The following is a 23,954-nucleotide window of genomic DNA, read 5'->3' on the forward strand; positions in this document are numbered from 1 at the left end:
CCGCGTTTGCGCTGCTGGTTTAGCGGGCGGTATCGGTGAGCGGGTTCTTCACCCAGCTCATCATGTCACGCAGCTCTTCACCTGTCTTCTCAATTGGGTGCTGGGACAGCTTGTCGCGCAGCCCCTCGAGCTCCTTGTTGCCGCCTTCGACGTTGGCGACGAGGCGCTTGGTGAAGCTGCCGGACTGAATGTCCTTGAGCACCTCGCGCATGCGGTCCTTCGCACCTTCGTCGATGATGCGCGGGCCAGACAGGTAGCCGCCAAACTCCGCAGTGTCGGAGATGGAGTAGTTCATGTTGGCCAGGCCGCCTTCGTAGATCAGATCCACGATCAGCTTCATCTCGTGCAGGCACTCGAAGTAGGCCATCTCGGGCTCGTAGCCGGCCTCGGTGAGCACCTCGAAGCCCGACATAATCAGGCTCTCCAGGCCGCCGCAGAGCACGGCCTGCTCGCCGAACAGGTCGGTAACGGTCTCCGCTTCGAAGGTGGTCGGGATGACGCCCGCGCGGGCGCCGCCGATTGCCGCGGCGTATGACAGCGCGAGCTCCTTGCCGTTGCCCTGCGGGTCCTGCTCCACAGCGATCAGCGCCGGCACGCCCTTGCCGTCGACGAACGTGCGGCGGACCAGGTGGCCCGGGCCCTTCGGCGCGACCATGGCGACGGTGATGTTGTCCGCCGGTGTGATCAGTTCGAAGTGGATGTTCAGGCCGTGGCCGAAGAACAGCGCGTCGCCAGCCTTGAGGTTCGGCTCGATGTCTTCGGTGAAGATCTTGGCCTGGGAGGTGTCCGGGGCCAGCAGCATGATCACGTCGGCCCACTCGGCGGCCTCCGCGTTGGTCTTGACCTCGAAGCCGGCTTCGCGCGCCTTGTCGGCGGACTTGGAGCCTTCGCGCAGGCCGACGACCACCTCGACACCGGACTCGCGCAGGTTCTGCGCGTGCGCGTGGCCCTGGGAGCCGTAGCCGATGATGGCGACCTTCTTCGCCTGGATCAGGGACAGGTCTGCGTCGTTGTCGTAGAGCACGTCGATTGCCATGTGTACGTCACTTCCTTCATTCTGTGAGACGGTCATTTCACATTATGACACAACCGTCCCGGGTTTTTAAGATTTACTCGGACTTTGCCATCGTTTTTGCGCCGCGCGAGAGCGCCACCGATCCGGAGCGCGCCAATTCGCGGATGCCGAAGGAGTCCATCACCTCAAGAAACGCTTTGAGCTTGGCGGAGTTGCCCGTGGCCTCGATGATTACGGAGTCCACCGCCACGTCGATCACGCGGGCGCGGAATAGGTTGGCGGCGTCCACCACCTGCGGGCGGGTCAGGTTGTCCGCGTTGACCTTCACCAGGAGCAGCTGGCGGCCAACCGACGTGGCGTCGTCAAGCTCGAGCACCTTGTGCACCTGGATGAGCTTGTACAGCTGCTTGGTGATCTGCTCGACGGAGTGCGGCGTGGCGTCGACGACGACGGTGAGGCGGTTGATGCCCTCCTTCGCCGTCTTTGCGGAGACGAGGGAGACCAGGTTGTAGCCGCGGCGGGTAAACAGCGCGGTGACGCGGGTGATGATGCCGTCGACGTCGTCGACGAGCACCGACAGCGTGTGGCGGGTGATCGGTTCGGGCTGTGCCATGGTTAGTTTCCCTCCTGGTCGAGCGCTTCGATGGTGTCGTTGATGGTCTCCGGCGACTCCGCCGCAGACTCCTCCTCGCCGAAGAACGGGCGCATGCCGCGCGCGTACTCGATGTCGGAGTTGGAGGTGCCCGCCGCGATCATCGGCCACACCTGCGCGTCCTCGCCGACAACGAACTCGACCACCACCGGGCGGTCGTTGATCTCGCGGGCGCGCTGGATCGCCTCTTCCACCTCGTCGGCGGACGTGACGCGGAACGACACCGCGCCGAGCGCCTCGGACAACTTCACAAAGTCCGGGACGTAGACCTCGCCGCCGAGCTTGGTGTGCGAATAGTGCCCGTCGTAGAACAGGGTCTGCCACTGGCGCACCATGCCCAGGTTGCCGTTGTTGATCAGGGCCACCTTGATCGGGAACCCCTCGAGGGCGGCGGTGGTGAGCTCCTGGTTGGTCATCTGGAAACAGCCGTCGCCGTCGATGGCCCAGACCTCTTTATCCGGCATCGCCGCTTTCGCGCCCATCGCGGCCGGGATGGAAAAGCCCATCGTGCCGGCGCCGCCGGAATTGATCCAGTGGCGCGGCTTGTCGTAATCGATGAACTGGGCGGCCCACATCTGGTGCTGGCCCACGCCCGAGACGTAGATCGCGTCAGACCCGGCGGTCTTGGACAGCGTCTCCAGCACGTACTGCGGTGCCAGCGTGCCGTCGGTGTGCGGCTCGTAGCCGCGCGGGAAGCGTTCCTTCAAATCCGTCAAGCGTTTGATCCACGGTTTGATGCTCGGCGCCTTAACCTTGTCCTTTTCTTCGAAGTAGTCGGTCAGTTCGGACAGCACACGCTTGGCGTCGCCGACGATGGGCACGTCCACCGGGCGGATCTTGCCCACCTCGGCCGGGTCGATGTCGGCGTGGATGACTTTCGCGTGCGGGGCGAAGGTCTCTGTGTCGCCGGTGACGCGGTCGTCGAAACGCGCGCCGATCGCGATGAGCAGGTCGGACTCCTGGAACGCCCCCACCGCCGGCACGGTGCCGTGCATACCGGGCATGCCCAGGTAGAGCGGGTGGTCGTGCGGGAACGTCCCGAGCGCCATCAGGGTGGTCACCACCGGGATGCCGGTGACCTTCACAAACTTGGCCAGCTGCTTGTGCGCGTTCGCCTTGACCACGCCGCCGCCGATGTAGAGCACGGGGCGCTTCGCCTTGGCAATCATCTTCGCCGCCTGCGCGATCTGGCGGTTGTGCGGCTTCGTGTTCGGCTTGTACCCCGGCAGGTCCACCTTCGGCGGCCACGTGAATTCGATCTCGGCGTTTTGCACGTCCTTCGGGATGTCCACCAGCACCGGGCCGGGGCGGCCGGTGGAAGCGATATGGAAGGCCGCTGCGATCGCGCTGGGGATCTCCTCTGCCTTCGCCACCATGAGGTTGTGCTTGGTAATCGGCATGGTCACGCCGCGGATGTCCGCCTCCTGGAACGCGTCGGTGCCCAGCAGCGGCGAGCCGACCTGGCCGGTGATCGCCACCAGCGGCACCGAGTCCAGGTAGGCGTCCGCGATCGGGGTGACCAGGTTGGTCGCGCCCGGGCCGGAGGTGGCGATGCACACACCCACGTTTCCGGAGGCGACCGCGTAGCCTTCCGCGGCGTGGCCTGCGCCTTGCTCGTGGCGCACGAGCACGTGGCGGAGTTTCTCGGCGCGAAACAGCGCGTCGTAAAGCGGGAGCACTGCACCACCGGGCAGACCGAATACGATCTCGGTGCCCAGTTCCTCGAGGCTGCGCACGACGGCGTCCGCACCCGTCATGCGTTCGGGCTTTCTTTTCTCTGAAGCTGCCACGTGAAGGCTCCTTGTTAGCTCGACTCTGCTTGTCATCGCGATCTCATACAACAAAAGCCCCCGGCGAGCGTCTGCTCTCGAGGGCGCTTGGTGTGTCAGCGGCGTGTAAAACGCACCCGCTACGGCAAGCGCCGTCGGGAGAGAATAATTACAAGTCGCTCGTTGATCACGATTCAAAACTGTAGTGGCACAGGCAACTCCGCGGGAGTTTTTATTCAAGTATTTAAATTGCGGGCTATTGCCTATCGACGTTCCAAAGGTGACTACCATCCCCAACTATGACTGACACGCCGGAGCACACCCAGCACGTTTTCAAGCCGACGCGCGAACACATCCTCGCCATCGTGCTTGCCACCGGCATCGCCCTGATGGGCATCCTCTGGGCGCCGAAGTACCTGGCCTGGCTACTGATCTTCCCCGCCGTCTGGCTGGCCTGGGTACTCGCCTCCTCCACCACCGTGGACGAGCGCGGCATCACCGCCAAGTATCTAGTTCGCAAGAACGTCACCCTGCCGTGGCGCGACCTGAAAGGCCTCGCGTTCAAAGGTTCTGCTGTTCATGCCGTCACTGTCGACGGCACGGAGCACCCGCTGCCCGGCGTGACCTTCAACTCGCTTCCCGAACTTGCCGAGGCCTCCAACGGCCGCATCACCGACGTGATCACCGCCGCCCAGGAGGCCGCCGACGGCAAGTACGAAATCATCGACAAGGGCGGCCACAAGGTGCTGCTTTCCCGCGAGGAGTACGACGCCTACGTTGCCGAGCACCCGGACCTGCCGGGCCCGCGCCCGTCCGCGCCTAAGACTTCCCCAGATAATAAGGAGTAAATTCCGTGATCCCACTTCGCTCACGCGTCACCACCATCGGCCGCCAGGCCGCAGGTGCCCGCGCACTGTGGCGCGCCACCGGCACCGGCGAAAACGAGTTTGGCAAGCCGATCGTGGCCATCGTGAACTCCTACACCCAGTTCGTGCCGGGGCACGTGCACCTGAAAGAGGTCGGCGACATCGTCGCGGAAGCCGTGCGCGCCGCCGGCGGCGTGCCCAAGGAGTTCAACACCATCGCCGTCGACGACGGCATCGCCATGGGGCACTCCGGCATGCTGTACTCCCTGCCGTCGCGCGAGATCATCACCGACTCGGTGGAGTACATGGTCAACGCCCACACCGTGGACGCCATGGTGTGCATCTCCAACTGCGACAAGATCACCCCGGGCATGCTCAACGCCGCGATGCGCCTGAACATCCCGGCCGTGTTCGTCTCCGGTGGCCCCATGGAGGCTGGCAAGGCGTTCTCCGTCGGCGGGGTGACCAAGCCGAAGTCCGACCTCATCGACGCGATCGCGCTATCCGCCAACGACGGTGTCTCCGACGACGAGCTCGACTCCATCGCCAACAACGCCTGCCCCACCTGCGGTTCTTGCTCCGGCATGTTCACCGCCAACTCCATGAACTGCCTGACCGAGGCGCTCGGCCTGTCCCTGCCGGGCAACGGCACCACCCTCGCCACCCACACCGCGCGCCGCGAACTGTTTGAAAAGGCCGGCCGCACCGTCATGGAGCTGTGCGAGCGCTACTACGGCCAGGGCGACGAATCCGTCCTGCCGCGCAACGTGGCCAACGTCCACGCCTTCCGCAACGCCATGGCTCTGGACATGGCCATGGGTGGCTCCACCAACACCATCCTGCACATCCTCGCCGCGGCCCAAGAGGGCGGCATCGACTTCGACTTGCACGACATCGACGATCTGTCCCACCAGATCCCGTGCCTGTCCAAGGTGGCGCCGAACGGCGAGGCCCACGTCGAGGACGTCCACCGCGCCGGCGGCATCCCGGCGATTCTGGGCGAGCTCAACCGCGCAGGTTTGCTGCATACGGATGTGCACTCGATCGTGTATCCGTCGTTAAGCGAATGGCTCTCCGACTGGGACATCCGCGGAGGCGCCGCGACCGAGGAGGCGCTGGAGCTGTACCACGCCGCCCCCGGCGGCGAGCGCACCACGAAGGCGTTCTCCCAGAGCGCGCGCTGGGCCGAGCTGGACACGGACGCGGCGAACGGCGTCATCCACGACGTCGACCACCCCTTCACCTCCGACGGCGGCCTGGTGGTGCTGCGTGGCAACCTCGCACCCGACGGCGCGATTTTGAAGACCGCCGGCGTGGAAGAAGGCTTGTGGGAGTTTACCGGCCCCGCACACGTGGTGGACTCGCAGGAGCAGGCCGTTTCGATGATCCTCAACCGCGAGGTGCTCGAGGGCGAGGTTGTGGTCATCCGCTACGAGGGCCCCGCCGGCGGGCCGGGCATGCAGGAGATGCTGCACCCGACGTCCTTCCTCAAGGGCGCAGGCCTGGGCAAGAAGTGCGCCCTGATCACGGACGGGCGCTTCTCCGGCGGCACCTCCGGGCTTTCCATCGGCCACATCTCCCCCGAGGCTGCGGCCGGCGGCCTGATCGGCCTGATCGAAGACGGCGACACAATCTCCATCTCCGTGTCCAACCGCGAGCTGAAACTCGACGTGGACGAGGCGGAGCTGGAAAAGCGCCGCGAAACGATGGAAGCCTCCGACAACCCCTGGACGCCGAACCGCGTCCGTGAGGTGTCGAAGGCTTTGCGTGCGTACGCGAAGATGGCCACCAGCGCCGACAAGGGCGCCGTGCGCCAGGTGGACTAACTAGGCGACCGGGTTGATGCCGGTGCCGAACCACCACATCAGCCCGGCTGCCGCGAGGCCGAGCAGCGCGCAGATCCAGCTGGAGACCAGCGGGCGCTTGGCCCAGCCGCGCGACGCGTCGACGCCGTAGCGGCCCGGGCCGGTGAACTGCACAACCAGGGACGCGGCCAGAAGCATGACCGGCACCCAGGTCTCCGGGGTCCAGGCGAAGACGTTGAAGCCGTCGGACTGTTCAGTGAACGCGTGCAGCGCCATGAAGCCGGTCACGGCGATGGCGACCAGCGCCGCAACCGGGGTGAGCAGACCCAGCACCAGGAACACGCCGGCGGCCAGCTCCAGGGTGGGCACGACAACGGCCAGGCCGGAGCCGTACGGGTAATCCGCGAAGGCGCTCTCCAGGCCGGAGATGCCCTCGTTGCCGCCGAGGCGGAAGAAGGTGCCCACAGAGTCGATGATCAAAAACGCGCCGAGGAACAGGCGCATCAAAAACAGGCCGAAGTCCGTGGTGCCGCGGCGGGTCTCGTCCTCCACCACGACCGGCTCGGCCGTCTCTGCGTAGACCGGCTCCGTGGTGTCGGTTGCGTACGTAGGTGCCGCAGCGGTGTAATCCGGCTCGCGGTTCACAGCCACCGTTTCAGAGGTGCCCGCAAACGAGGTGGTCTCCGGAGACTGCGGGATCAGCGGCCCGTCCGCCTGTTCGCCGCGCGGGAAAATCTCCGTCGGGGCGGCCTTGCCCGTGCGGGTGTACAGGCCGTCCGAGGCGCTCCTCGCGTCGCCGGTGTACTCCGGCACCTCGGGAGAATCCAGGTTTGTCAGGTCGTTTTGCTCGTTGGGGGTGAGGTCACGTGGGTTGTTAGCCATGCCAACAAATGTATGCGAAAGCGCTGCCTGATCCTTGGTAACGCGCCGTTGAAACAGCAAATCCGAGCCTGTGCGCTGCGCTGTTGACAGTGGGAACCTGTGGGCGTCGGCTAGCAATGGCCTGGTAATGGTGTTACCCTCGGCTCCGCTCTTTTTCTAGATTTCATTGAGGAAAATTATGGGTAAAACCTTTAAAATCGCCCTTGCGCTTGTGGGCCTCACTGTCGGCGCGGGCTTCGCATCCGGCCAGGAGGTGATCCAGTACTTCCTGTCATTCGGTTACTGGGGCATCCTCGGCGCCGCGGTGGCCGGCACCGCCATCGCTGTGTTCAGCGGCTGGGTCTACCAGCTCGGCTCCTACTACCTGGCAGACAACCACAGTGTGGTCTTCCGCAGCGTGTCCAGACCGTGGCTGGCCAAGTACATGGACATCACCACCATGTTCACGTTGTTCTGCATCGGCTTTGTCATGGTCGCCGGCGCAGGCGCCAACCTGGAGCAACAGTTCGGCTTCCCCACCTGGGTCGGCTCCGTCATCATGGTCGTGCTGCTTCTGCTGTCCGGTCTGCTCGACGTTGACCGTCTCACCAGCGTGATCTCCTTTATCACGCCGCTGCTGATCATCTGCCTGCTCGGCGCATTCGTGATCACGCTGACGAACATCCCGGACGATTTCAGCTACATCAACGAGATCGCCCAGACCAACCAGCACGCCTCCGGCACCTTCGACAACTGGCTGATCACCGCGCTGAACTACGCCACGCTGGTGATGATCATGGACACCTCCATGATGCTGGTCTTCGCCGGCTCCCACATGAACCCGGCGCAGACCGGCAAGGGCGGCCTGCTCGGCGGCATCATGTTCGCGGTGCTGCTGATGATCCTGGTGTTCATCCTGTTCTGCAACATGGAAAACGTCATGGACGCCGACCTGCCGCTGCTGAAGGTCTTCGACACCATGCACCCGACCGTTGGCGTGTTCGTGTCCATCGTGATCTACCTGATGATCTACAACACCGCCGTCGGCCTCTTCTACGCGCTCGGCCGCCGCCTGAGCAACGACAAGCCGGGCAAGTTCCGCGTCTACTACGGCATCGTGGTGCTGGTCGGCTTCGCGCTGTCCTTCATCGGCTTCGCCGACCTGGTCGGCTGGGTCTACCCGGTCCTGGGCTACCTGGGCTTGGTGCTGGGCATCGTCATGGGCGTCGCCTGGTTCCGCGACCGCAAGAACATCCAGGACGAGACCGGCCGCCGCGAGCGTCTCGCCGAGCTCGCCGGCAGCCAGCTGGACCCCGGGAGCTCGGATCTCACCGGCGCGGAGCGCAGCGAGGTCGACTCGCTGACCTCCGACTCCAACGTCGGCGGCAAGGAGCTGTGGCAGTCCGTGCAGGAGGAAGTGGCGGCTGACATGCACGCCGACTCCTCCAGCGACTTCGACATCAAGACCGTCCCGGCGCTCGACCCCGAGTCCGACTCCTACGCTGGCGCCCCGGATTCCCCGGACGAGAAGATCCACTGGGAGGCGTACGAGGAGATGTACAAGACCGGCGAGTTCCCCGCCGTCAAGCCCGAGGACAAGTAAGCGCGTTTCGCTTTACGACGTCCAGCTCCGCCCCGGCCAACGTTTGTTGGTCGGGGTTTTGCGTGGCGCCTCGGAATCGTCGGGATCCCGCGGCAACGACGCGAAAACCGGCTACCTACACCCGGCTACCAGCAAATATTTCGTGTGGTAGCCGGTTCTAGGTAGCCGGTTTCGTGGTGGGCTAGTGCAGTCGAGCTCTATTCCGCGAGCTTCTTCGCGATGAGCTGGTTGACCTGGCCCGGGTCGGCCTTGCCCTGGGTCGCCTTCATCACGGCGCCGACGATGGCGCCGGTGACCTTCTTGTTGCCGGCGCGGTACTTCTCCACGATGTCCGGGTTGGCGGCCAGCGCCTCGTCGACGGCCTTTTCAATCGCGCCGTCATCGCGCACAACCTCCAGGCCGCGGGCGGCGACGACCTCGTCGACGGAACCCTCACCGGCGATGACGCCGTCGATGGCCTGGCGGCCCAGCTTGGTGGTCAGCTTGCCTTCCTTGACCAGCTCCACCACGCGGGCGACATCGGCCGGGGTGACGCCGAGGGCGTCGAGGTCCTTGCCGGCCTCGTTGGCCTTGCCGTTGATGTAGGACACCCACCAAGCGCGGGCCTCATCCGGCGTCGCACCGGCTTCGACGGTGTCCACGATCAGGTCGAGCGCACCGGCGTTGACCAGGTCGCGGAACTCCTTCTCCGGCAGCTGCCACTCCTCCTGGATGCGCGCGCGGCGCACCCACGGCAGCTCCGGCAGGGTTGCGCGGATCTCCTCGACCCACTCCGGCTTCGCAATCACCGGCGGAAGATCCGGGTCGTTGAAGTAGCGGTAGTCGCTCGCCTCTTCCTTCGGGCGGCCCTTGGAGGTGGAGCCGTCCTTCTCCTGGTAGTGGCGGGTCTCCTGCACCACTTCCCCGCCGTCCTGCAGGACCGCGGCCTGGCGCTGCATCTCAAAGCGCACGGCCTGCTCGACGGACTTCAGGGAGTTGATGTTCTTCGTCTCGGTGCGGGTGCCGAATTCTTCCTGGCCAACCGGTCGCAGGGACACGTTGGCGTCGCAACGCATGCTGCCCTGGTCCATGCGCGCGTCGGAGACGCCGAGGGCCTTGACCAGCTCGCGCAGTGCGCCGACGTAGGCCTTAGCCACCTCTGGGGCGCGCTCGCCGGCGCCGATGATCGGCTTGGTCACGATCTCGATCAGCGGGATGCCCGCGCGGTTGCAGTCCACCAGCGACGCGGTGGCGCCGGTGATGCGGCCGGAGGCGGAGCCTAGGTGGGTGAGCTTGCCGGTGTCTTCCTCCATGTGCGCGCGCTCGATTTCCACGCGCCACTCGGTGCCGTCCTCGAGCACGACGTCCAGGTAGCCGTCGTAGGCGATCGGCTCGTCGTACTGGGAGATCTGGTAGTTCTTCGGCTGATCCGGGTAGAAGTAGTTCTTGCGCGCGAACCGCGAGGACTCGGCGATCTTGCAGTTCAGCGCCAGGCCGATCTTGATGGCCCACTCCACGCCCTTGGCGTTGACCACCGGCAGCGCACCGGGAAGCCCGAGCGAGACCGGGTCGATGTTCGTGTTCGGCTCCGCGCCGAAGTGGGCGGAGGAGGTGGAAAACATCTTCGTCTCGGTGGCGAGCTCGACGTGCACCTCAAGGCCCATCACGGGGTCGTACTTTTCGAGTACTTCGTCGTAATCCATCAGGTCGTACGCAGTCATGCGCATCAGTCTACTGCCCCGCCCCGCGCCCCCGCGCTACAGCTCGCCCCGTCTCTGCACCCACACAAATGCAGCCGTCTTCTCGCGGCCAACAGCGAGCGCATTGCCTATCGACGGCCCATTGCCCACGTGCACCGTCCCCCACAACGTGTCACCGGTGTGGGCCGGCAGGACGTCGCAAAGCAACTGCATCGCCACGGGTGCGAGGCCGCGACCGCGGGCATTGTCGTCGAGGAGAAACTCGTAGACCTGGAAGCCGCGCATGCCGTTTGCATCGTCGCGGGCCGCCGCGATGATGCCCGCGCGCTGCCCGTCTACCTCGATCGCGCACAGCGCACCGGTCTCCGCGCAGCTTTGCAGCTGCTCCAGGGTCGCGGCCTCCGTCCAGGTGCGCACTTCGGGCCGTTGACTTGCGACGTTGCCGAGCACCTCATCGGCATATGGTGCCGTCTCAGAGGGGTCTGCCGGGGTGAGGCGGACGCGTTCGTGCTGCGGACGGCGCGGTTTCTGCCGCAGCTCGGAGACGAGCCCGGCGATGATCCACTGGTCAATGTCCGCGTCCTCGGGCGGGTTCGGCAGCTCGAAACGGATGGCCAGCGGGCCGAAGTCCGCGAATTTGTGGTGCAGCTGCACGGCGTACGTGCCTAGACGGTCGTGCTGCGGTGGCACGGAGGTCGCGACAACGTGCACGAACGGCTTGCGCGGGTCCAGCCCCAGGAAGCGGATCCCGGCGATGCACCAGTTACCGTCCGCAAACTCCACGCGCCGGTTCGCCCACGCCAGCGGGTCGGGCACGTCCGGCCCGCTGAGAGGTTGCAGGTGGTCGCGGAAGCCGGCGCCAAACTCCGCGTTTGCAGTGTGCTCGGCCTGCGGGCGCATCTCCTGCACCGCGAGCTCACGTCGCTCGTCTGCGGTGTACCACTCGCGAAGCTGAAGCGGCATCCACGTCTCGTACGCGCGCGCCATCTGTTCAAGCAGCGTCATGCGGGAAACGCTACTGCATCCCGGCACATATAGGCCCCCGCTGCAACCGAGAGAGGGTTTCCCTATGCTGGCTCAAGTGAATTTCCCCGATTTTTCTGACAAAAACACCCGCACCGGCACCATAGGGATCGTGGCGGCCGGAGCACTCATCTTGGCGGCACCATTCGTGGCCCAAGCGGCGGCGGAGGGAGGCGAGCCCGAAACATCCGAGGTCGCGGCGGCTGGCGTCACGCTGCGCGACGCAAACGGCGCACCCCTGCAGTGCACCCAGACTTTTGCGAACGACAGTGCGGATGACGGCAAAGGCACGTGGAGGTGGGACTGCGACGGCACGACAATCCAGCTGCGCACCGACTACACCGTGACTGACGAGGCGGAGCGCGCCAACGCGGTCACGCGCATGTACTGGCAGGCCTCAAACGGCGAGCGGATTGACACGGACGAGCTCGAGCGCCCCGCGCCCGGGGTGTACGCGGTGCACCGCAACGACATTTCCGTCGCCGCCGTCGAACGCGGCGACCTCACGGTGTATGTCGCAACGTTTTATGCCGCCGGCGAAGAGATCGTCGAGCGTCTTGTCACAGAGGAGGCCCGCTAATGCAAAAGAGCTTCATTCTCCAAGGCATCGTTGGCCTGGCAATCCTCGCGGGCGTGGGACGGTTCGTCTACGCACTCACCCAGGTGCCGTGGACGCCCACGTTCGGCGCTGCGGCGGCGGCATTCGTCCTTATCTCCCTCGCGGCGGCATGGCTACTTTTGCGCCGCCACCCCGGACGGCCGAAGACTCCATGGTGGCTGCCCGCCAGCCTGCTGGCGGGTCCGGCCCTCGGCGGCGTCCTCCCACCGGTCAACACCGCCTATCTCTCCAGCACCGCTGACCTGCCGGACGTGGTGGCGTACCTATTTTCCTCGATTCCGGAGGAGACGGCCAAGCTGCTGGCTGCGTTCCTTGTCATCGCCGCTTTCGCGCCGGTGCGCCGACCGGTCGAGTCGGCGGTGGTCGGCATGGCCGTCGGCGCGGGATACACCGTCGCCGAGACCGTGAACAATTCCGCGATCGCGGCGGCGCTAGATCTGCAGTCCGAGTACTTCGACGGTGTCGCGTCCATGGTCATGCTGGTTGTCACGGGCCCGTTCGCGCACGCTGTCTACACCGGGCTGGCGGCGTGGGGCCTCGGCCAATTCCTGTGCCGCACCGATCAGCCTCTCGGCTGGCGCGTGTCGCGGCTCATCGGTTGGTTCCTCCTCGCCGCCGCGATCCACGGGGCGTTCAACGCCTCCAAAGAGCTCCCCGGCGTCGCGAGTCTCTTCGGCTCGATCGCGGTCACGATCTTGCTGTGGGTGCTGTTGATCTGGCTCTACCGCCGCTCCCGCGCTGTCGCCGCCCAGACCTCCCGGTAGCTCTCGGCGAGCGTGGCCACGGTCTCGTGCGCGTTGAGCCCGCTGGGGTTGCCCACCACCCACACCGGCACTCCGGCGAGGGTCTCGGGCTGGAGGCCGCGGGTGGCCTTTGGTCGTCGATAGGCATCGCGGTACGCCCCGATGCCTGCGAACATGACGGCAGTGGGCTGATGCTTCTCGACGACACTCCGCACGACCTCGCCTCCCTCAACCAACTCCGCCTTGGTCAGGTCGGACGCCTTCGGCGTCATGCGGTTCACCAGATTGGTGAACCCGATGCCGAGCTCGGCGAGCATGGCCGCGTCCTTGTCGGACAGCCCCTCGTTGGCGTGGACGCGGTAGGGCGTGATGCCCGCGGCCTCGAGCGCCGGCCAGAAGCGGTTACCCGGGAACGCGAACGGCGCGTCCACCTCCTCGGTGAGGCGGCCGGGGTTGATGCCGACAATGAGCAAGCGGCAGGGGTCCGGGATACGGTCGTGCATCTACGTGAACATGGCCTTCGCGGTGGTGTAGCGGCGCTCCGGCACGGTCTTGAGGTGCGCTACGGCGTCCTCGAGCGCCACGAGTTCGATGTCCTCGCCGTGCAGCGCCACGCAGGAGCCGAAGTTGCCCTCGTGGGCGGCGCGGGCGGCGTGGACGCCGTAGCGGGTGGCCAGCACGCGGTCGTAGGCGGTTGGCGTGCCGCCTCGCTGGGTGTGGCCGAGCACGGTGGTGCGCACGTCGTAGCCCAAGCGCTTCTTCACCTCGTCGCCGATGATTTGGCCCATGCCGTTGAAGGTCTTGTGGCCGAACTCGTCTTCCTCGCCCAGCCCGGCGTCCATGGTGCCTTCCTTAGGCGTCGCGCCCTCGGCGACGACGATGATGCCGTACTTCTCCCCCATCTGGAAGCGGCGCTCCATGGCCTTGCAGATCTCGGCGATGTCGAACGGCTCCTCTGGGATCACGGTGTAGTGCGCGCCGCCGGCCATGCCGGCGTGCAGCGCGATCCAGCCGACGTGGCGGCCCATGACCTCGACGATGAGGATGCGGTTGTGGGACTCGGCCGTGGTGTGCAGCCGGTCGATGGCGTCGGTGGCCACGGACACGGCGGTGTCGAAGCCGAAGGTGTAGTCGGTCGCGGCGACGTCGTTGTCGATGGTCTTGGGGACGCCGACAACCGGGATGCCGTTGTCGGAAAGCCACTTCGCGCCCTTGAGCGTGCCCTCGCCGCCAATCGCGATCAAGGCGTCCACCCCGGCGTCGTCGATGTTGGCCTTGATCTGGTCCAGTCCGGCCTTGAACTTGTCCGGGTGCAGGCGGCCGGTGCCCAGCACGGTGCCGCCGCGCAGGAGGAGGGAGTCCATATAGGCGTCGTCGTAAAGGTCGACGCGACGATCCTCCATCAGTCCCACCCAGCCGTCGCGGTAGCCCACGACGGTGGAGCCGTACTCCGTGTTGGCGGTGCGGACGATGCCGCGGATGACGGCGTTGAGGCCGGGGCAGTCGCCGCCGGAGGTCAAAGTGGCAAGTCGCATAGCTGCCAGGCTACCCGCGAAGCCGAAGCGACGACACCGCGCCGATCAGCATCGCAGCGCACGGCAGCGCAAGCGCCCAGCCGGCGGTGGATTCGATGGCGCCGGAAGCCAGCACCATGCCCACCAGCGCCACGCCGAGGACGGAGCCAACCTGGCGGGCGGTGTTGTACAGCCCGGAAGCCGCGCCGGTTTCGTGCTCGGGGACACCGCGCATGGTCACCGCCGCATTGGGCGCCCACACGAACGCCCCGCCGATTCCCAACAGCGAGGTCACGGCGGTAAACCACCACGCGCCCGCCCCGGTGTGAATCAGAGCGATCGCAAGTGCCAGCCCCGCCGCGGAAACGCTAAAGCCCGCGGCGCACAGCTTGCCCGGGTCGCGGCGGTCCGTCAGGTACCCGGCAACCGGGGTGAGCACGAGCGCGAACACGGACATGGGTGCGGTCACAGCACCGGATGCCGTCGGCGAAGCGTCAGCCACGGTTTGCAGCCAATACATCAGCGGGATGAACATCGACGCCACGGTAAAGCCCATCGCAGCCACGCCCATCGCGCCGAGCGCAAACGAGCGGTTCAGCATGAGCTCCACGGGCAGGAACCCGTTGTCGGTGCCGTTGCGGGCCGAGAGCACCAACACGCCGATCAGCAGCGCGCCCAAGAGGATCGACGGCCACTGGCCGAACTGAATGCCGTAGACAAGCAGCCCCAATCCGCCGAAGGAAAGCACCACAGGCAACAGCGTCACCCGCTCGTTGCTGCGCGGCAGCCGCGGCAACGCGATCAGCCCGGCGAGCAGCGCCAGCGCACCAAGCGCGGCTTGCGCGAAAAACGCGGCACGCCAGCCAAAGCTTTCCGCCACCGTCCCGCCGACCACCGGGCCGATCAGCGACGCCACCGAGCCGATCACGCCCCAGGCTGCAAACGCCCGGCCTTGTGTGTCTTCTCCGAACACCCGCGGGATCAGCCCAAACGCCTGCGGCAAAAACACCGCGGCGCCCAGACCCTGCAGTCCGCGTGCCACTACCAGCGAGCCGAAGGACCACGATGCGCCGGCGAGCACCAGGGCGGCCACATAGATGGCCAGGCCGATGAGGAAGACGCGGCGTTGCCCGAAGGCGTCGCCGAGTTTGCCCGTGGCCGGCATCGGGGCCACTGTGCACAGCAGGTAGATGCTGGTCAGCCACACGGCGGATCCGACGTCGAAAGGCAAAAGCGGCGTGATCACGGGCATGAAGCCCTGATCGATCAGGACAAGAAAATACCCCGCAGCCAGGGCTGCGAGGGTACTCCAGGGATTAACGGCCGGCTTCAAAAGCGGCACCCACGCGGTACAAGCGCGCGTCCTCGAAGGCCGGGGCGATCAGCTGCAGGCCCACCGGCAGGTTGGTGTCGGAAGCCTCGCCCGCCGGCACCGACATGCCGGGCAGGCCGGCCAGGTTCAGCGGCAGGGTGAACAGGTCGAAGTTGTACATCGCCAGCGGGTCGTCCACCTTGTCGCCCAGCTTGAACGCGGTGGTGGGAGCGGCCGGGGCGGCGATGACGTCGCAAAACTCGAATGCCTTGGCAAAGTCCTGCGCCACCAGGGTGCGCACGCGCTGCGCCTGCAGGTAGTAGGCGTCGTAGTAGCCCACGGACAGCGCGTAGGTGCCCAGGATGATGCGGCGCTTGACCTCAGCGCCGAAGCCCTCGCCGCGGGTGGCGGCCATGACTTCCTCGGCGGAGCGGCTGCCGTCGTCGCCGACGCGCTGGCCGTAGCGCATGCCGTCGAAGCGCGCGAGGTTGGAGCTGACCTCGGAGGTCTGGATCAGGTAGTACGCGCCCATCACGTCTTCAAAGCTCGGGCAGTCCACCTCGACGATCTCCGCGCCCTGTGCCTCAAGCTGCGCGTAAGCCTTATCAATGGCGTCCTTCACGCCGTCCTGCGTGCCGGGGCGCTCGAACTGTTTCACGCGGCCGATCTTCACGCCCTTGAGGTCGCCCTTCGCGCCTTCGCGTGCGGCGTCGGCACACGCCGGCACCTCGCGGTCCACGGAGGTGGCGTCGAACTCGTCGTGGCCGCCGATGATCTCGTGCAAAAGCGCGGTATCCAGCACGTTGTTCGCGCACGGGCCCACCTGGTCGAGCGACGACGCACAGGCGATCACGCCGTAGCGCGACACGCCGCCGTAGGTCGGCTTCACACCAACGGTGCCGGTCAGGGATGCCGGCTGGCGGATGGAACCGCCGGTGTCGGTGCCGATGCCAAGCGGAGCCTCACCGGACGCGAGCGCCGCCGCGGTGCCGCCGCCGGAGCCGCCCGGCACGCGCTGAGGATCGTGCGGGTTCTTCGTCTGCTTGTAGGCGGAGTTCTCCGTGGACGAGCCCATGGCGAACTCGTCCAGGTTGGTCTTGCCCAGAATCGGGATGCCGGCGGCGCGCAGCTTGGCCACCACGGTGGCGTCGTACGGGCTCATGTAGCCCTCGAGCATCTTCGAGGCGGCGGTGGTCGGCGCGTCGGTGGTGACCAGCAGGTCCTTCAGAGCCAGCGGCACGCCTGCAAGTTTGGAGGCCGGCTCCTCGCCGCTTTTCACCTGCTCGTCCACCTTGTCCGCAGCCGCGAGCGCCTCCTCGGCGCCGACGTGCAGGAAGGCACCGAGATCGCCGTCGACCTCAGCGATGCGGTCGAGGAAGGCTTGGGTGACCTCGCGGGAGGTGACTTCGCCGGACTGGATCATTGCGGCGAGCTCGTGCGCTGGCTTTGCGACGAGACCCTCGGCCGGAATCGTGTACTGCGTCATTTCCTTCTAGTCTCCCTCTCCGAGAATCTGCGGAACCACGAAGCGATCGTCTTCCACGGCCGGTGCCTGGTCCAGTGCCTCGGCCTGCGTCAGCGTCTTCTTCTCCACGTCCTCGCGCATACCTGCGTCGATGGAGTGCGGGTGGCTCATCGGCGTAACACCTTCAGTGTCCACACTCTGCACCTTCGAGACCGCGTCCACGATCGTGTCCAGCTGCTGGGCAATGTCGTCCAGCTCCTCGTCCTTCAGCGCGATTCGCGCCAGGCGTGCGATGCGCGACACCTCGTCGCGTGAAATCTCAGCCACAGTCCAATCCCTTCCACATCGCGTGGGTTGCGTATGACGCGCCTTATCTTACGTCAACGCAATTCGCTCACCCGCGAGCGGTGAGGCGCACTGGCAGCGAAGCCCAGCCGCCCACAGGGTGAACCTCCCGTTCGCCTTGTCCGGCGCTGGATAGCTCCGCCACTGCGAGGAGTTCCTCGGTGAATGCTTGAAGCTCAACGATGGACAACGTCTTGCCAGGGCAAGCGTGCGGCCCGGCGCCCCAGACCAGGTTCTCGTCGGCGTTCGTCTCCGGTTCGAAGCCGTCCGGGTCTGCAAACGTTTCCGGGTCGCGGTTTGCCGCTGTCCAGTGGATGCGCACCCTTTGGCCTTCGGGCAGATCGTGCCCGTCGAGCGACACCGGGCACGTGGTCACTCGCCGGTTGCTCACAAACGGCGAGTCGGCGCGCAGGATTTCGTCGGCAATCGCAGTGAACTCCTTTTGCGAAACGCCGCCTGCGAGGCGGTCCTGGAGCTGGGGGCGTTCGATCAGCGCTTCGAGCACAACCCCGATGCAGTAGGCCATCGAGCTCAAATCCCCCGCAGTCCAGTTGCGCAGCACCGAGACCACTTCCTCGAATTCCAGACGCCGACCGAGACTCTCGTCGTGGACAAGGCGCGAGGTGACCGAATCGTCGGGGCTGTTCTGAAGGGGCTGCACGACGGAGCGAATGATGTCGTCGAAACGCTCGGCGACCGCCGCTGTGCGCTCGAGTTCGCCGGACCGCGTTGCCGCGTTGTTGTCGGCCACCCACGCAATGAGGGTGTCGTCGAGTTCGCTTGGCCATCCAAGCCAGGCGGTCATCGCGCGGACCGCATACTGGGCGCCCAAGTCGCCGACGGCGTCGACCCTGCCGTTCGACAGCGCTTCTTCTGCCAACTGACGCGCGATCTTTCGGAACATCGGAGCGAGCTGATCGACCTCCTCCGCCGCGAGGTAACGGTCGATCAACGCACGCATCTCGGTGTGCTTTTCGCCGTCGAGACCGTTGGGCAACTGCAAAAATCGCGACACACCCGACGAGAACTGTTCCGGGTTCTCCGCCACTTCGCGGGCGAGAGCGTTGCCCGTGACGACGACCTCCTTGCCGTCGCGAGCCAACTTCGCGCCGTCGCGAAGCAACGCGTCTCCGACCGCGCGGGGCTCGGCGCCGGCGAGTGTGGTCTGCGTGATTTCGGTGCCGCTCATTGTGTTCCTCCTTAGTTAGAAGACTGCTGCGAATTCGACCGTACACCCGCTGCCGGTGTGCCGAATTGCTATAAATAAGGCCATGTCGTACCTCATCCGCGTTTCCCTCCCGGACGTCCCTGGCAGCCTTGGTCAGCTCGCCGAGGCGTTCGGCATGGTCGACGCCGACATCAACTCCGTGGACATCGTGGAGACCTCCACCGACGGCACCGTGACCGACGACATCGTGGTCACGCTGCCCACCGGCGTGATGGTGGACACCTTGATCACCGCCGTCTCCTCTGTCGACGGCGCGGAGGTGGATTCAATCCGCCCGTTCACCGGCCGTGTGGACCGCCGCGGACAGATTCAGATGCTCGCCCAGATCGCGGCCCAGTCCGGCAGCGTCGAGGACCGCCTCAGCGAGCTGGTCAACGTCATGCCGAGCGCCGTGACCTCCTCTTGGGCCGTGGTGCTGCACGCCACTGACGACGGCCTTACCCGCGCCGCCGCCTCCCCCGCCGCGCCGGAGGACGACGGGTCGCACCCAAAGATGCCGCCCATCGAGGCCGCGCGCATCCTCCAGCCGGACTTCGACGGCTGGGCCCCGGAGTCCTGGTTCCAGCTCGGCACTTCGCTCACCATCACTCCCCTGCCGGGCACCGACATGGTGCTGGTGGTCGGCCGTGTGGGCGGACCGGATTTCCTCGCCTCCGAGGTGCGCGAGATTGGCGACCTCGGCTGTATCACCGGCGCGATGCTGCGGTAGCCGCAATCCACACCGTTGCACACTTTCTAGAATTCTGTAATTCTGGAAACCATGCAACCGATTGAAACGCGCCTCTCTGACCTAGAAGCTCGCGTTACCGCGCTCGAACAGACGGCATCGCTGGAACCCACTACTTTCCCCGCTTCCGACGACAAAACGCACCACGGCACAGTGACCTTCAAAGGCGACGTGGAGCTTCCGACCGGCACCTACTCGTACGAGTGGATCCGCCCCGCAGCCTTGATAGCAGACCAACCGTGGGACGACGCGATGGACCGCATCGCCGCGCTCGCGCACCCCGTCCGCGGCGCCATCCTGCGCCACCTCTTAGCCGCACCAGCGAGTGTCACGGAGCTGGTCGAATCTGAGCTGGTCTCCTCCACCGGCACCGCGTACCACCACCTGAAGGAGCTGCAGGCCGCCGGCTGGGTGCGCAAGCAGGGCGGGATGTTTGAGATTCCCCCGGCCCGCGTCATCCCACTGATGGCGATCGTGATCGCCGGAGAGGACCACTGATGCGCGCTACCAACATTGCCACCGGAGGAATCTCCGCCGTCCTCGCCGCCGCGTTGATGCTCTCCACCGGCCCCCGTGAGATTTCCGTGGCCTCCGAGCACACTGGCGATACCGAGATCTCCTCCGCCCTCGAAAGCTTCTCGGAAAACGGCCACCACAACCTCGCCGCCTTCACCTATGACGACGGAGAGGCCCGCTTCGGCGGCCTCGGCGCCGACGAGCACACCGAATTCGAAATCGGCTCGATCACCAAAACATTCAACGCGGAGCTGGTCCGCCAATTCATCGACGCCGGCGAGCTCAGCCTGGACACCAAGGTGCAGGAGCTTATCGACGTCCCCTCCGCCCCCGTCGCCGATGTCACCATCGAGGAGCTGCTCAACCACACCTCCGGGCTCGCCTCCACCGAAAGTCTGAGCCTCGCGGACATGTTCGCGGCCAACATCCGAGACGGCGGCAACCCCTACCGGCGCGACACTCCGCAGGACATCCTCGAGGCCGCCGGTGCCGCCGAGCTGAACAACCGCGGCGAAGAACAGTACTCGAACTACGGCCACGCGCTGCTCGGCCAACTGCTTGCCAAGCATGCCGGCGTGCCCTACGACGAGTTGCTGCGTACCCGAATCTTCGAGCCCGCCGGCATGACGTCGACCTACGTGGCGCTACCGGGCACCGTCGACGAAGCACCGACAGGCCTGGCCGCCAACGGGCACCCCGCCGGCCCGTGGGACATGGACGGCTGGGCCCCGGCCGGCGCGATCCGCTCCACTGCTGCCGACATGGCGAAGTACGTGGAATGGGTGTCCTCGCACGGTGTGCCCGACTACGGCTGGGCCAGCCTCGACGAAGACGGTGAAGAAATCACGTTCCACAACGGCGGCACCGGCGGTTTTCGGACCATGTTGGTCTGGGACCCCGAGCGCACCGACCACAGCCGCGCCGCGTTTGTCGCGGGCGACACAGACGCCTGGGTGGACGCGCTCGGCATCGATCTCATGGAGGAAACCCGATGATCGCACTCGTCATGATTCTGCTGCTCCTTGCGTCCGCGACTTTCAGCGCCGTGCGGAACGCCAAGGGCCTCAGTTACGCCCTCGTCAACGCGGTGATCTCCGCAGCCGTGGTGTGGTTGCTCTCATTCGGCGTGAACTGGAACGGCCAGTTCCCCATCTGGCTGTGGTGGGCCCTCGCCGTCTGGGCGGCTGCACTGATCGGCCTGAGCGCCGCGCGCCTTACGCAAGCGCGTCGGGGCCGCCCTCGAGCAGCTGCACAAATTGCGCCTCGGTAAGGATGGGCCGGCCCAGCTCCTCCGCCTTCGCGGCCTTCGAACCGGCGTTTTCGCCCACGACCACGTAGTCGGTCTTCTTCGACACCGAACCGGCCGCCTTGCCGCCGCGCGACAAGATGGCTTCCTTGATTTCATCGCGGGTGAAGCCCTCCAACGTGCCGGTGGCGACGATGGTCAGCCCTTCCAGCGTCTGCGGGGCGCGGTCCTCCTCGGCGGACTCCATGGTCACACCGGCCGCGGCCCAACTGTCCACGATGTTCTGGTGCCAGTCCACGGTGAACCATTCTTTGAAGCTCTCGGCGATCACGTCGCCCACGCCGTCGGTGTCGGCGAGGTCGGCCACGGGGGCGTCGATAAGCGATTGCATCGAGTGGAAGCGCGACGCGAGCGCGCGGGCCGCGGTGGGGCCGACGTGACGGATGGATAGCGCCACGATGACGCGCCACAGGTCGGCGTGCCGCGCGGTTTCCAGGTTGGCCAGAAGCTTCTTGCCGGAGGCGTTGACCTCGCCGTCCTTGCGGGTGTACACGCTGGACTTTTTCAGGTCCTCCTCGGTGAGGTCGAACAGTTTCGCCTCGTCCTCCAGCACCCCGGAGGCGATGAGGTCCTGCGCGCCCTTCTCCCCCAGCGCCTCGATGTCGAACGCGCCGCGCGAGGCGATGTACTCCAAACGCGTGGCCAGCTGCGCCGGGCACGAGCGTGTGTTCGGGCAGCGCCAGTCCGCGTCACCCTCCTTCGCGGGCGCGAGCTTCGTGCCGCAGGCGGGGCAGTTTTCGGGGTAGACGAACTCGCGCTCGGTGCCGTCGCGAAGATCCGCCACAGGCCCGAGCACCTCCGGGATGATCTCGCCGGCCTTGCGCACCACCACCGTGTCGCCGATCATCACACCCTTGCGCTTGACCTCGTGCTGGTTGTGCAGCGTGGCCATGGACACTGTCGAGCCGGAGACGAACACCGGCTCCAACACCGCGAACGGGGTCGCGCGGCCCGTGCGGCCGACGGAGACCTCGATGTCGAGCAGCTTCGTGGTCACCTCCTGCGGCGGGTACTTGTACGCGATCGCCCACCGCGGCGCGCGCGAGGTCGCGCCCAGGGCGCGCTGCTCGGCCACGGAATCCACCTTGACCACCAAGCCGTCCATCTCGTGGATGGCGTCGTTTCGGTGCTCGCCCCAGTAGTTGACCGCCTCGATGACCTCATCGGCGGTCTCGGCCCGGCGCGTGTACTCGCTGACCGGCAGGCCCCACTCGGCGAGTTTCTCGTAGGCCTCGTGTTGGCTTTCCGGGGCGAAGCCCTCGCGCGCGCCGATGCCGTGGCAAATCATGCGGAGCTTTCGCTTCTTGACGTCCTCCGGGTTCTTCTGCCTCAGCCCACCAGCCGCGGTGTTGCGCGGGTTGGCAAACGGCTTGCCGCCTTCCTTCTGGCGCAACTCGTTGAGCTCCGGGAAGTCCTCGGGGCGGATGAACACTTCGCCGCGGACCTCGAGGAACGCCGGGGCGTCGCCAGTGAGCTTCTGCGGGATGTCCTCGATCACACGGGCGTTGGCGGTGATGTCCTCGCCGGTGGTGCCGTCGCCGCGGGTGGCCGCGCGGGTCAGCTCGCCGTTTTCGTAGACGAGGTCGATGGATAGCCCGTCGATCTTCAGCTCCGTCAAGTACGGGCCGGGGGCCTTGGTAAGCCACTCGCGCATCTCGTCTTCGTTGAAGACGTTGTCCAGGCTCATCATGCGCTCGGGGTGGGTAACGTCCGCGAACGCGGTGTCGGTGGCGGGTGCGCCGACCTCCTTCGTGGGCGAGTCCGGCACCGCCAGCTCCGGGTGATCCTCCTCCAACTTCTGAAGGCGGCGGAACAGCTCGTCGAACTCGCCGTCGGTGATCACCGGCTGGCCGTTGTAGTACAGGTCCCGGTGCTTGCGGACCTCAGCGGCCAGCTCGTCCCATTCACGGTGCAGATCAGCGGAAATTTCACTCACGGCAAGCCAGTGTAGAGATAGTGCGAATCCCTAGTTGTTGAAGAGGGCGAACACGCGTGAGGTGATGCTCGGCGCACCCTGGATCTTCGGCGGCCCAACGACGATGACGGCACCGGTGGCCGGAACTTGGTCGAGGTTTGTCATGACCTCTACCTGGTAAATGTTCTGTTCGAGTACGTAGAGCTCGCCGTACAAAAAGCCGGTTTCGGCAGCAACAACACCGGGATCCGTGTCCAGCGTCTCGTGGCCGATAGCTGAAACGTTGCGCTCCTCCACTAGGAACTTCAGCGCGTCCAGGGTCCAGCCCGGGGTGTGCTGCACGCCGTTGTCGTCGTGGTTTACAAACGCGTCCGGGTCATCCCACGCGTCCGGGTCATCCCAGCGTTTGTGCCAATTGCTCGAGAACGCAACGAAGCTACCGGCTGGGATTTCACCGTGCTCGGCTTCGAAGGCTTCGATGTCTTCCACGGTCACCCCGTGGTCAGGATTCTGCGCAACCGAGTCTTCCAGGTGCAGTACGAACAACGGTAGGATCAGTTCCTCTGCACCAATCGCATCGACAAGCCGCTTTCCGGCGGCGAAGTGGCCCGGCGCGTCGATGTGCGTGCCATACGGGGTGGCCAGGGTGTACTCCTTGGCGAAGAAGCGATGCTCTTCAATCGTGTTGACTGTCCGTTCAGTCATCGGGTTGAAAGCTGGGAAGCGCGGGATACCGGCGTGGACATCGTGTGAGAGATCCACGCGCTTTGCGCTAAGGATCTGCTTCTGCCATTCGCTGAGTTCTGTCATGGAATTGACTATCAGCCACCTGCCTGCGCCAGACAAGTTTCTATTCATCGGTGCACTGGTGCACCTAGAATGCGTTACAGGAAAGGAGGACAGCTCATGACCGCAGCACGAACAACTGCTACTTCGACCCCGACGGAATTTTCCCGTGAGGCCGCAGTGGCGTCGATGAAGCTCGAGGGCC

23 protein-coding genes are annotated in these 23,954 nt (G+C 65.8%); 9 read left to right on the forward strand and 14 right to left on the reverse strand.

Features of this window, described 5'->3' with window-relative positions; all coding sequences use genetic code 11:
• Nucleotides 1-19: 19 nt before the first annotated feature.
• The 3 genes from ilvC to O5O53_RS10075 all read right to left on the reverse strand — a co-directional run bounded on the left by ilvC (nucleotide 20) and on the right by O5O53_RS10075 (nucleotide 3,493).
• Nucleotides 20-1,036: a ketol-acid reductoisomerase gene (gene ilvC / locus O5O53_RS10065; RefSeq protein ID WP_269511815.1), complete on the reverse strand. Its 1,017-nt coding sequence runs from the start codon at nucleotides 1,034-1,036 to the stop codon at nucleotides 20-22.
• Nucleotides 1,037-1,109: 73 nt separating this feature from the next.
• On the reverse strand, nucleotides 1,110-1,628 hold the full coding sequence (gene ilvN, locus O5O53_RS10070; protein WP_181888292.1) for an acetolactate synthase small subunit: 519 nt from the start codon (nucleotides 1,626-1,628) through the stop codon (nucleotides 1,110-1,112).
• Nucleotides 1,629-1,630: 2 nt separating this feature from the next.
• Nucleotides 1,631-3,493 (reverse strand): acetolactate synthase large subunit, encoded by a 1,863-nt coding sequence (locus O5O53_RS10075; RefSeq protein ID WP_437177855.1) that lies wholly within the window; start codon nucleotides 3,491-3,493, stop codon nucleotides 1,631-1,633.
• 242 nt (nucleotides 3,494-3,735) lie between these two features.
• On the opposite strand from O5O53_RS10075, the gene O5O53_RS10080 reads away from it, so the two are divergent.
• Entirely contained in the window at nucleotides 3,736-4,284 is a 549-nt protein-coding gene (locus O5O53_RS10080) for a PH domain-containing protein (RefSeq protein WP_269511817.1), read from the forward strand.
• A gap of 5 nt (nucleotides 4,285-4,289) precedes the next feature.
• A complete protein-coding gene (gene ilvD / locus O5O53_RS10085) occupies nucleotides 4,290-6,128 on the forward strand; it encodes a dihydroxy-acid dehydratase (protein ID WP_269511818.1) in 1,839 nt (612 codons plus the stop codon).
• On the opposite strand, the gene O5O53_RS10090 is transcribed toward ilvD, so the two are convergent.
• Nucleotides 6,129-6,989, reverse strand: a complete 861-nt coding sequence (locus O5O53_RS10090; protein WP_269511820.1) for a DoxX family protein — start codon at nucleotides 6,987-6,989, stop codon at nucleotides 6,129-6,131.
• A 178-nt stretch (nucleotides 6,990-7,167) separates the two neighbouring features.
• Here O5O53_RS10090 and O5O53_RS10095 point away from each other — a divergent pair, with 178 nt between their 5' ends.
• Complete coding sequence (locus O5O53_RS10095; RefSeq protein ID WP_269511822.1) at nucleotides 7,168-8,571, forward strand: YkvI family membrane protein; 1,404 nt, start codon at nucleotides 7,168-7,170, stop codon at nucleotides 8,569-8,571.
• 197 nt (nucleotides 8,572-8,768) lie between these two features.
• Here O5O53_RS10095 and gatB read toward each other — a convergent pair whose 3' ends face one another.
• Together gatB and O5O53_RS10105 are read right to left on the reverse strand one after the other, a co-directional pair.
• A complete protein-coding gene (gatB, locus tag O5O53_RS10100) occupies nucleotides 8,769-10,271 on the reverse strand; it encodes an Asp-tRNA(Asn)/Glu-tRNA(Gln) amidotransferase subunit GatB (RefSeq protein WP_194560203.1) in 1,503 nt (500 codons plus the stop codon).
• Nucleotides 10,272-10,307: 36 nt separating this feature from the next.
• Nucleotides 10,308-11,255 (reverse strand): GNAT family N-acetyltransferase, encoded by a 948-nt coding sequence (locus tag O5O53_RS10105; RefSeq protein ID WP_269511824.1) that lies wholly within the window; start codon nucleotides 11,253-11,255, stop codon nucleotides 10,308-10,310.
• Between the two features lie 76 nt (nucleotides 11,256-11,331).
• On the opposite strand from O5O53_RS10105, the gene O5O53_RS10110 reads away from it, so the two are divergent.
• Together O5O53_RS10110 and O5O53_RS10115 are read left to right on the forward strand one after the other, a co-directional pair.
• A complete protein-coding gene (locus tag O5O53_RS10110; RefSeq protein WP_269511826.1) occupies nucleotides 11,332-11,853 on the forward strand; it encodes a hypothetical protein in 522 nt (173 codons plus the stop codon).
• Entirely contained in the window at nucleotides 11,853-12,656 is an 804-nt protein-coding gene (locus O5O53_RS10115; RefSeq protein WP_269511828.1) for a PrsW family glutamic-type intramembrane protease, read from the forward strand. Before O5O53_RS10110 ends, O5O53_RS10115 begins: the two co-directional genes overlap by 1 nt.
• Here O5O53_RS10115 and O5O53_RS10120 read toward each other — a convergent pair.
• The 6 genes from O5O53_RS10120 to O5O53_RS10145 form a co-directional block, all read right to left on the reverse strand.
• A complete protein-coding gene (locus O5O53_RS10120) occupies nucleotides 12,614-13,138 on the reverse strand; it encodes a mismatch-specific DNA-glycosylase (protein WP_269511830.1) in 525 nt (174 codons plus the stop codon). The two genes, O5O53_RS10115 and O5O53_RS10120, sit on opposite strands and share 43 nt — an antisense overlap.
• Nucleotides 13,139-14,170 (reverse strand): 6-phosphofructokinase, encoded by a 1,032-nt coding sequence (locus O5O53_RS10125; RefSeq protein WP_269511832.1) that lies wholly within the window; start codon nucleotides 14,168-14,170, stop codon nucleotides 13,139-13,141.
• A 10-nt stretch (nucleotides 14,171-14,180) separates the two neighbouring features.
• Nucleotides 14,181-15,491, reverse strand: a complete 1,311-nt coding sequence (locus O5O53_RS10130) for an MFS transporter (protein ID WP_269511834.1) — start codon at nucleotides 15,489-15,491, stop codon at nucleotides 14,181-14,183.
• The gene (gatA, locus tag O5O53_RS10135) at nucleotides 15,466-16,947 is read right to left on the reverse strand and encodes an Asp-tRNA(Asn)/Glu-tRNA(Gln) amidotransferase subunit GatA (RefSeq protein WP_269511836.1); all 1,482 of its coding nucleotides are present in this window, start codon (nucleotides 16,945-16,947) and stop codon (nucleotides 15,466-15,468) included. The genes O5O53_RS10130 and gatA overlap by 26 nt, the downstream gene beginning before the upstream one ends.
• Nucleotides 16,948-16,953: 6 nt before the next feature.
• A complete protein-coding gene (gene gatC / locus O5O53_RS10140; RefSeq protein ID WP_070474874.1) occupies nucleotides 16,954-17,253 on the reverse strand; it encodes an Asp-tRNA(Asn)/Glu-tRNA(Gln) amidotransferase subunit GatC in 300 nt (99 codons plus the stop codon).
• A gap of 67 nt (nucleotides 17,254-17,320) precedes the next feature.
• Complete coding sequence (locus O5O53_RS10145) at nucleotides 17,321-18,460, reverse strand: cytochrome P450 (protein WP_269511837.1); 1,140 nt, start codon at nucleotides 18,458-18,460, stop codon at nucleotides 17,321-17,323.
• An 82-nt stretch (nucleotides 18,461-18,542) separates the two neighbouring features.
• On the opposite strand from O5O53_RS10145, the gene O5O53_RS10150 reads away from it, so the two are divergent.
• The 4 genes from O5O53_RS10150 to O5O53_RS10165 are packed head-to-tail and all read left to right on the forward strand — an operon-like array spanning nucleotide 18,543 to nucleotide 21,012.
• The gene (locus tag O5O53_RS10150) at nucleotides 18,543-19,208 is read left to right on the forward strand and encodes an ACT domain-containing protein (protein WP_269511839.1); all 666 of its coding nucleotides are present in this window, start codon (nucleotides 18,543-18,545) and stop codon (nucleotides 19,206-19,208) included.
• A gap of 51 nt (nucleotides 19,209-19,259) precedes the next feature.
• Nucleotides 19,260-19,724 carry an ArsR/SmtB family transcription factor gene (locus tag O5O53_RS10155; RefSeq protein ID WP_269511840.1) on the forward strand — a complete coding sequence of 155 codons (465 nt, stop codon included), beginning with the start codon at nucleotides 19,260-19,262 and terminating at the stop codon, nucleotides 19,722-19,724.
• The gene (locus O5O53_RS10160; protein ID WP_269511841.1) at nucleotides 19,724-20,737 is read left to right on the forward strand and encodes a serine hydrolase domain-containing protein; all 1,014 of its coding nucleotides are present in this window, start codon (nucleotides 19,724-19,726) and stop codon (nucleotides 20,735-20,737) included. Before O5O53_RS10155 ends, O5O53_RS10160 begins: the two co-directional genes overlap by 1 nt.
• Nucleotides 20,734-21,012, forward strand: coding sequence for a hypothetical protein (locus O5O53_RS10165; RefSeq protein WP_269511842.1), 279 nt, complete (start codon nucleotides 20,734-20,736; stop codon nucleotides 21,010-21,012). The genes O5O53_RS10160 and O5O53_RS10165 overlap by 4 nt, the downstream gene beginning before the upstream one ends.
• Here the strand turns inward: O5O53_RS10165 and ligA are convergent.
• Together ligA and O5O53_RS10175 are read right to left on the reverse strand one after the other, a co-directional pair.
• Nucleotides 20,957-22,984, reverse strand: a complete 2,028-nt coding sequence (gene ligA / locus O5O53_RS10170; protein ID WP_269511843.1) for an NAD-dependent DNA ligase LigA — start codon at nucleotides 22,982-22,984, stop codon at nucleotides 20,957-20,959. The two genes, O5O53_RS10165 and ligA, sit on opposite strands and share 56 nt — an antisense overlap.
• A 30-nt stretch (nucleotides 22,985-23,014) precedes the next feature.
• The gene (locus O5O53_RS10175; protein WP_269511844.1) at nucleotides 23,015-23,773 is read right to left on the reverse strand and encodes a cyclase family protein; all 759 of its coding nucleotides are present in this window, start codon (nucleotides 23,771-23,773) and stop codon (nucleotides 23,015-23,017) included.
• Nucleotides 23,774-23,954: the final 181 nt, after the last annotated feature.

It is taken from the genome of Corynebacterium faecium, from assembly GCF_027257105.1.
In the GTDB taxonomy this organism is placed as follows: Bacteria; Actinomycetota; Actinomycetes; order Mycobacteriales; family Mycobacteriaceae; genus Corynebacterium; species Corynebacterium lehmanniae.